Source organism: Pseudonocardia sp. 73-21 (assembly GCF_001899645.1).
Classification (GTDB): domain Bacteria; phylum Actinomycetota; class Actinomycetes; order Mycobacteriales; family Pseudonocardiaceae; genus Pseudonocardia.
Genome location: NZ_MKVV01000018.1, coordinates 1 through 6,307, shown reverse-complemented (window position 1 = coordinate 6,307; position 6,307 = coordinate 1). Strand labels below are relative to the sequence as shown.

6 protein-coding genes are annotated in these 6,307 nt (G+C 72.3%); all 6 read right to left on the bottom strand.

All coding sequences use genetic code 11. The annotated features are described in order from the left end of the window. Positions 1–98: 98 nt before the first annotated feature. Complete coding sequence (gene rbfA, locus BGP03_RS04185) at positions 99–548, bottom strand: 30S ribosome-binding factor RbfA (protein ID WP_299735501.1); 450 nt, start codon at positions 546–548, stop codon at positions 99–101. 19 nt (positions 549–567) lie between these two features. Further along, the gene (locus BGP03_RS04180) at positions 568–861 is read right to left on the bottom strand and encodes a DUF503 domain-containing protein (protein ID WP_296366313.1); all 294 of its coding nucleotides are present in this window, start codon (positions 859–861) and stop codon (positions 568–570) included. Positions 862–958: 97 nt separating this feature from the next. Then, a complete protein-coding gene (infB, locus tag BGP03_RS04175; RefSeq protein WP_299735497.1) occupies positions 959–4,015 on the bottom strand; it encodes a translation initiation factor IF-2 in 3,057 nt (1,018 codons plus the stop codon). Between the two features lie 93 nt (positions 4,016–4,108). Beyond that, positions 4,109–4,579, bottom strand: a complete 471-nt coding sequence (locus BGP03_RS04170; RefSeq protein WP_296366310.1) for a YlxR family protein — start codon at positions 4,577–4,579, stop codon at positions 4,109–4,111. Next, positions 4,504–5,520: a transcription termination factor NusA gene (nusA, locus tag BGP03_RS04165; RefSeq protein ID WP_296366308.1), complete on the bottom strand. Its 1,017-nt coding sequence runs from the start codon at positions 5,518–5,520 to the stop codon at positions 4,504–4,506. Before nusA ends, BGP03_RS04170 begins: the two co-directional genes overlap by 76 nt. Beyond that, positions 5,517–6,056, bottom strand: coding sequence for a ribosome maturation factor RimP (rimP, locus tag BGP03_RS04160; protein WP_296366307.1), 540 nt, complete (start codon positions 6,054–6,056; stop codon positions 5,517–5,519). The genes nusA and rimP overlap by 4 nt, the downstream gene beginning before the upstream one ends. Between the last annotated feature and the right edge of the window lie 251 nt (positions 6,057–6,307).

Below are 6,307 nucleotides of genomic sequence, written 5' to 3'. Positions count from 1 at the left end.
GAAAGAACGTCGGCGGTGTTCACAGCGCCTCCGCGGGAGAAAGAACGTCGGCGGTGTTCACAGCGCCTCCGCGGCAGCAATGACGTCGTCGGGCGGGCTCATTCCTCCTCGTCCTGCTCCCGCGGGGTGCGGTAGGGGTCGGCGTCGCCCGCCGGCTGGGCCCCGGCCGCGAGCCGGGCCACCTCGGCGTCGGACTCGCGGGTGCGGGCCAGCAGTTCCTCCATGCGACGCGCCTCGTCCGGGACGATGTCGGCGACGAACGTCAGGGACGGGGTGCGCCGGACACCGGTGCCCGCCCCGACCAGCGAGCGGAGCACACCGGTGGCCGAGTTCAGTGCCGCGGCGGCCGCCTGCAGGTCGGGTTCGGCGTCGATGGTCTCGCCGAGCACCGTGTAGTAGACGGTGGCCTCCTGGAGATCACCGGTGACCCGCGTGTCGGTGATGGTCACGAACGCGAGCCGCGGGTCCTTGACCTCGTGCTCCAGCGCATGGGCCACGATCTGCGAGATCCGCTTGGAGAGCTTGCGGGCGCGCGGTGGATCCACCATGGTGACAACTCCTTCGGGACTAGTCCTCCGGGCCCAGCATGCGATGCCGGGCCGAGAGCAGTTCGAGCTCCGGGCGGGCGGCCACGAGCCGCTCGCACCGGTCGAGCACCTCGGTGACGTGCGCCGCATCCGCCGCCACGACCGCGACGCCGACCAGCGCACGCCGGCGCAGATCCAGGTGGCCCGCCTCGGCGACGGACACCTCGAACTTCCGGCGCAGCTCGGCCAGCACGGGCCGGACGAGCGAACGCTTCTCCTTCAAGGAGTGCACGTCCCCGAGGAGGACGTCCAGCTCCAGTGCTCCGACGTACATGCCCTGATCATGCCGCCTCCGCGGGAGCAGGTACGTCGACGGGTCGATCATCCCGTGCGGCAGGCCGGGCGTGCACCCGACCTGCCGCACGGAGACATCAGGCGCGCGGCTTCTCGCGGACCTCGTAGGTCTCGATGATGTCGCCTTCCTTGACGTCGTTGAAGTTGCCGAGCGTCAGACCGCACTCGAAGCCCTCGCGGACCTCGACCACGTCGTCCTTCACGCGCCTCAACGAGTTGATCGTCAGGTTCTGGGCGACCACCGCGCTGTCGCGCAGCAACCGGGCCTTGGCGTTGCGGCGGATCAGCCCGTCCATCACGAGGCAACCGGCGATCGACCCGAAGCGCGAGGAGCGGAAGACCGCGCGGACCTCGGCGTGGCCGAGCTCCACCTCCTCGTACTCCGGCTTGAGCATGCCCTTCAGCGCCTGCTCGATCTCGTCGATGGCCTGGTAGATCACGGTGTAGTACCGGATCTCCACACCCTCGCGGTTGGCCAGCTCCGTGGCCTTGCCCTCGGCCCGGACGTTGAAGCCCAGCACGATGACGTTGTCGGCGATGGCGAGGTTGATGTCGCCCTCGGTGATGCCACCGACGCCGCGGTGGATGACCCGCAGCTCGACGTCGTCGCCGACCTCGATCTTCAGGAGCGCGTCCTCGAGTGCCTCGACGGAACCCGAGTTGTCGCCCTTGATGATCAGGTTGAGCTGGTTGGTCTCCTTCAGGGCCTCGTCGAGGTCCTCCAGGCTGACGCGCTTGCGACGGCCGGCCAGCTCGGCGTTGCGCTCCCGGGCCCGGCGGCGGTCGGCGATCTGCCGTGCCACGCGGTCCTCGTCGACGACGAGGAACGTGTCGCCCGCACCGGGCACCGACGTGAAGCCGATGACCTGCACCGGACGCGACGGGAAGGCCTCGGTGACGTCCGCGCCGTGCTCGTCGAGCATCCGCCGGACGCGCCCGGAGGCGTCGCCCGCGACGATCGAGTCGCCGACGTGCAGCGTGCCGCGCTGCACCAGCACCGTGGCCACCGGACCGCGACCGCGGTCGAGGTGGGCCTCGATCGCGACGCCCTGGGCCTCCATGTTCGGGTTGGCCCGCAGGTCCAGCGAGGCGTCCGCCGTGAGGAGGATCGCCTCCAGGAGCGCGTCGATGTTGGTGCCCTGCTTGGCGGAGATGTCGACGAACATCGTGTCGCCGCCGTACTCCTCGGCCACCAGGTTGTACTCGGTGAGCTGCTGGCGGATCTTGGCCGGGTTGGCGCCCTCGACGTCGATCTTGTTGACCGCCACGACGATCGGCACGTCGGCCGCCTGGGCGTGGTTGATGGCCTCCACCGTCTGCGGCATGACGCCGTCGTCGGCGGCGACCACGATGACCGCGATGTCCGTGCTCTTCGCACCACGGGCACGCATGGCGGTGAACGCCTCGTGGCCCGGGGTGTCGATGAACGTGATCGGACGCTCGTTGCCCTCCAGCTCCGTGAGGACCTGGTAGGCGCCGATGGCCTGCGTGATGCCACCCGCCTCGCTCTCGCGGACGTTGGCCTTGCGGATCGTGTCGAGCAGTCGGGTCTTTCCGTGGTCGACGTGACCCATGATCGTGACGACCGGCGGCCGGAACTCGAGGTCGTCGTCGTCGCCCGCGTTCTCGCCGAAGGAGATGTCGAAACTGTCGAGCAGCTCGCGGTCCTCCTCCTCGGGGCTGACGACCTGCACCACGTAGTTCATCTCGGTGCCGAGCAGCTCGAGGATCTCGTCGGACACCGACTGGGTGGAGGTGACCATCTCACCGAGGTGGAACAGCACCTGCACCAGCGAGGCCGGGTTCGCGTTGATCTTGTCGGCGAAGTCCGTCAGCGAGGCACCGCGGGCGAGCTTGACCGTCTCGCCACGGCCCTTCGGCAGGCGGACGCCGCCGACCGAGGGAGCCTGCATCGAGTCGAACTCCTGGCGCTTCTGCCGCTTCGACTTGCGGCCCTTGCGGGCCGGCCCGCCGGGACGGCCGAACGCACCCGCGGCACCGCCGCGACCACGCGGACCACCGGGACGGCCACCGCCGCCACCGGGACCACCGCGGAAGCCGCCGCCTGCGGGGGCACCGCCACCACCGGGACCGCCGCCACCGGGACGGAAGCCGCCGCCGCCGCCACCGGGACGACCGGCACCGGGACCGCCGGGACGACCGCCCGGACCACCGGGACGACCACCGGGGCCACCGGGGCCGCCACGACCGGCACCCGGCCGCGGAGCGGCCGGACGCGCCGGCATCATGCCGGGGTTCGGACGCGGCGGCATGTTGCCGGGAGTGGGGGGACGCGGACCGCCCTGACCGGGGCCACCCGGGCGGGGACCACCGGGACGCGGGCCACCGGGACGTGGTCCGCCCTGGCCGGGGGCACCCTGGCCCGGAGCACCCTGGCCCGGAGCACCCTGCGCGGGTGCGGCCGGAGCCGATCCACCCTGGGCCGCAGCCGCGGGCGGGCCCGGACGCGGGGGGGCCGGGCGGGGCGGGGCGCCGGAACCGACGCCGAACGGGTTGTTGGCGACCCGGGGCGGGCCGCTCTTCGGGCCGGGACGCGGGCCGGCCTGCTTGGGCGGGACGACCGTGCCCGAACCGGATGCGGCAGCGGGCTGCCCACCCTGCTGGGGCGCCGGACGGGACGGAGCCGCCGGGGCCTGCGCCGCGGCCGGCTCCTGGCGGGCCGGGGCGGCCGGACCCGGACGAGGTCCGGGACGCGGGCCGGGGCCGGCGGGACGCGGGGAATCGGTGCGTGCCGGGGCCGACGCCGCCGCGGGGCGGCTGACCTCGGCCGGCTGGGCCGGCGAGACGGCCGGCTGGGCCGGCGAGACGGCCGGCTGAGCGGGCGCGGCCGGTGCGGCCGGGGCCTGCGGAGCCGCGGGACGCTGCGGACCCGGACGCGGTCCGGGCATGGGGGTGTTGCCACGGGGCGGTCCGGGCACGGGGCCGGGACGACCGGGCTTGGGGGAACCGTTGCCGCCGCCGACGGACTCCCGCAGCTTGCGGGCGACGGGGGCCTCGACGGTGGAGGAGGGAGACTTCACGTACTCCCCGAGATCCTGCAACTTGCTCAGGACCTGCTTGCTTGAGATGCCGAGCTCTTTAGCGAGCTCGTGCACACGGGCCTTGCCTGCCACTGCACTCCTTGTTTCTCGGAGGCCGGCGGCTGGTCCCGCTCGACCTCGAACCTAGTGTCGAAGCACGTTCATGGTGCGATCTTCACGACTGGCTCATGACGGGTCGACCTTGCTTCCTGTGGTGTCGAGATCGGGTGTGTCCCGAACTCCGCTGACGACGATCAGATGTGCCCGCACCGCGGTGACGTCCAGCGGTCCCGGGACGCGGAGCGCCCGTGGGAACGCCGAGCGACGCTCGGCACGGTCCAGGCACTCCGGAACGGGATGCAACCACGCACCTCGTCCGGGGAGCCGTCGGCGCGGATCCGGGGTGACCACCCCGTCCACCGCGACGACACGCAACAGACCGTCGGCCGGTGACCGGGTTCGGCAACCGACGCACGTCCGAATTGGAGCGGGGCGTGCGGGAGTCGAGCCGTGGTCGTTGGCCGTTGCCGAGTGTAGCGCAGGGGTGCGCGTCCTTCTCCCCCCGGCGGAGACCGAGCCGTTCAGCCGACCGACTCCGACTCCGGGGCGTCGACCGCGCCGCGGGGGTCGGCGTCGCTGCGGATGTCGATGCGCCACCCGGTGAGCCGGGCCGCCAACCGGGCGTTCTGCCCCTCCTTGCCGATGGCGAGGGAGAGCTGGAAGTCCGGGACGACGACGCGCGCGGTGCGGGTCTTGGCGTCGAGCACCGTGACGGAGACCACCTTCGACGGGGACAGGGCGTTGCCCACGAACGTGGCGGGGTCCTCGTCCCAGTCGATGATGTCGATCTTCTCTCCGGCCAGCTCGCTCATGACGCCGCGCACCCGCGCGCCCATCGGGCCGATGCAGGCGCCCTTGGGGTTGACGCCGGGCACGGTGGACCGCACGGCGATCTTCGAGCGGTGCCCGGCCTCGCGCGCGACCGCGGTGATCTCCACCGAGCCGTCGACGATCTCCGGCACCTCGAGCGCGAACAGTTTGCGCACGAGGTTGGGGTGGGTGCGGCTCAACGTGATCTGCGTGCCGCGCCCACCGCGGGTGACACCCACGACGTAGCAGCGGATCCGCTCGCCGTGGGCGTAGTTCTCGCCGGGCACCTGCTCGGCCTGCGGCAGCACGCCCTCGGTCTGCGGTGACAGCTGGACGATCACCACGCCGCGGGCGTTGGCGCGGGCGTCGCGCTGCACGACACCGGCGATGATTTCGCCCTCCTTCGTGGCGAACTCGCCGAAGGTGCGCTCGTGCTCGGCGTCGCGCAGCCGCTGGACGATCACCTGGCGCGCGGTGGTGGCGGCGATGCGCCCGAAGCCCTCGGGGGTGTCGTCCCACTCGGTCTGGGAGCCGTCCTCGGCCGTCTCGGTGGCCATGACGCGCACCAGACCGCTCTTGCGGTCGATGTCGATGCGGGCCGCGGGCTGGTGGCCGTCGGTGTGCTTGTACGCGGTGAGCAGGGCCGTCTGGATGGCCTCGATCACCGTCTCGAAGGGGATCTCCTTGTCGCGCTCGATGGCGCGCAGGGCGGCGATGTCGACGTTCATTGCGATCCCTCCGGGGTGGTCCCCTGAAGCAGTGCGAGCTCGGCCGCGGGCGGGTGGTTGAACTCGACCTCGACGGCGGCGTGCTCGACGTCGGCGTAGCGCAGCGGGCGCTTGACGCCGGCGACCAGCAGCTCCACCGACTCCTCGCCTGCCGTGCCGACCCGGCCGGTGAGCGTGCCGCCGTCCCGGGTGCGGACGGCGACCAGACGCAGGTGGGCGCGGCGCCAGTGGCGCGGTGAGGTGAGCGGACGGTCGACGCCGGGCGAGGTCACCTCGAGCGTGTAGGACCCGCCGATGAGGTGCTCGTGCTTGTCGAGCTCCTCGGACGCGGCGCGGGAGACGTGCGCGATGTCGTCGAGCCCGACGCCGGAGTCGGAGTCCACCACCAGCTTGATGGTGTGGCGGCGGCCGATGACGCGGACGTCGAGCTCGTCGAGCTCGAACCCGGCGCCGGTGACGATCGGTTCCAGCACGCCGTGCAGTGGGCCGTCGGGCTGCTGCCCGGCGGAACGCTGCACAGGGCGGGGGGAGGGCATCGCGTGCTCCTGCAATTCGTCGGGAAGAGGGTGGGCCCGTCAGGGTATCGCGCCCGACGGGGGCCGCCGACCACGTCCGTGGCCCCTGGCAGGATGGGCGACCGGTCGAGCCGCAGGAGGCAGGGATGGTCGGTGAGGGTGCGCTGTCGCCGCGGTCTGCGCGGTCATCTGCGCGGTCGTCTGCGCTGTCGTCTGCGCGGTCGTCTGCACTGTCGTCTGCACTGTCGTCTGCACTGTCGTCTGCACTGTCG

Bases quoted from the DNA above. Each gene is read 5' to 3' on its own strand.
- rbfA (WP_299735501.1), bottom strand. From the start codon at position 548: ATGGTGGATCCACCGCGCGCCCGCAAGCTCTCCAAGCGGATCTCGCAG.
- BGP03_RS04180 (WP_296366313.1), bottom strand. From the start codon at position 861: ATGTACGTCGGAGCACTGGAGCTGGACGTCCTCCTCGGGGACGTGCAC.
- nusA (WP_296366308.1), bottom strand. From the start codon at position 5,520: ATGAACGTCGACATCGCCGCCCTGCGCGCCATCGAGCGCGACAAGGAG.
- rimP (WP_296366307.1), bottom strand. From the start codon at position 6,056: ATGCCCTCCCCCCGCCCTGTGCAGCGTTCCGCCGGGCAGCAGCCCGAC.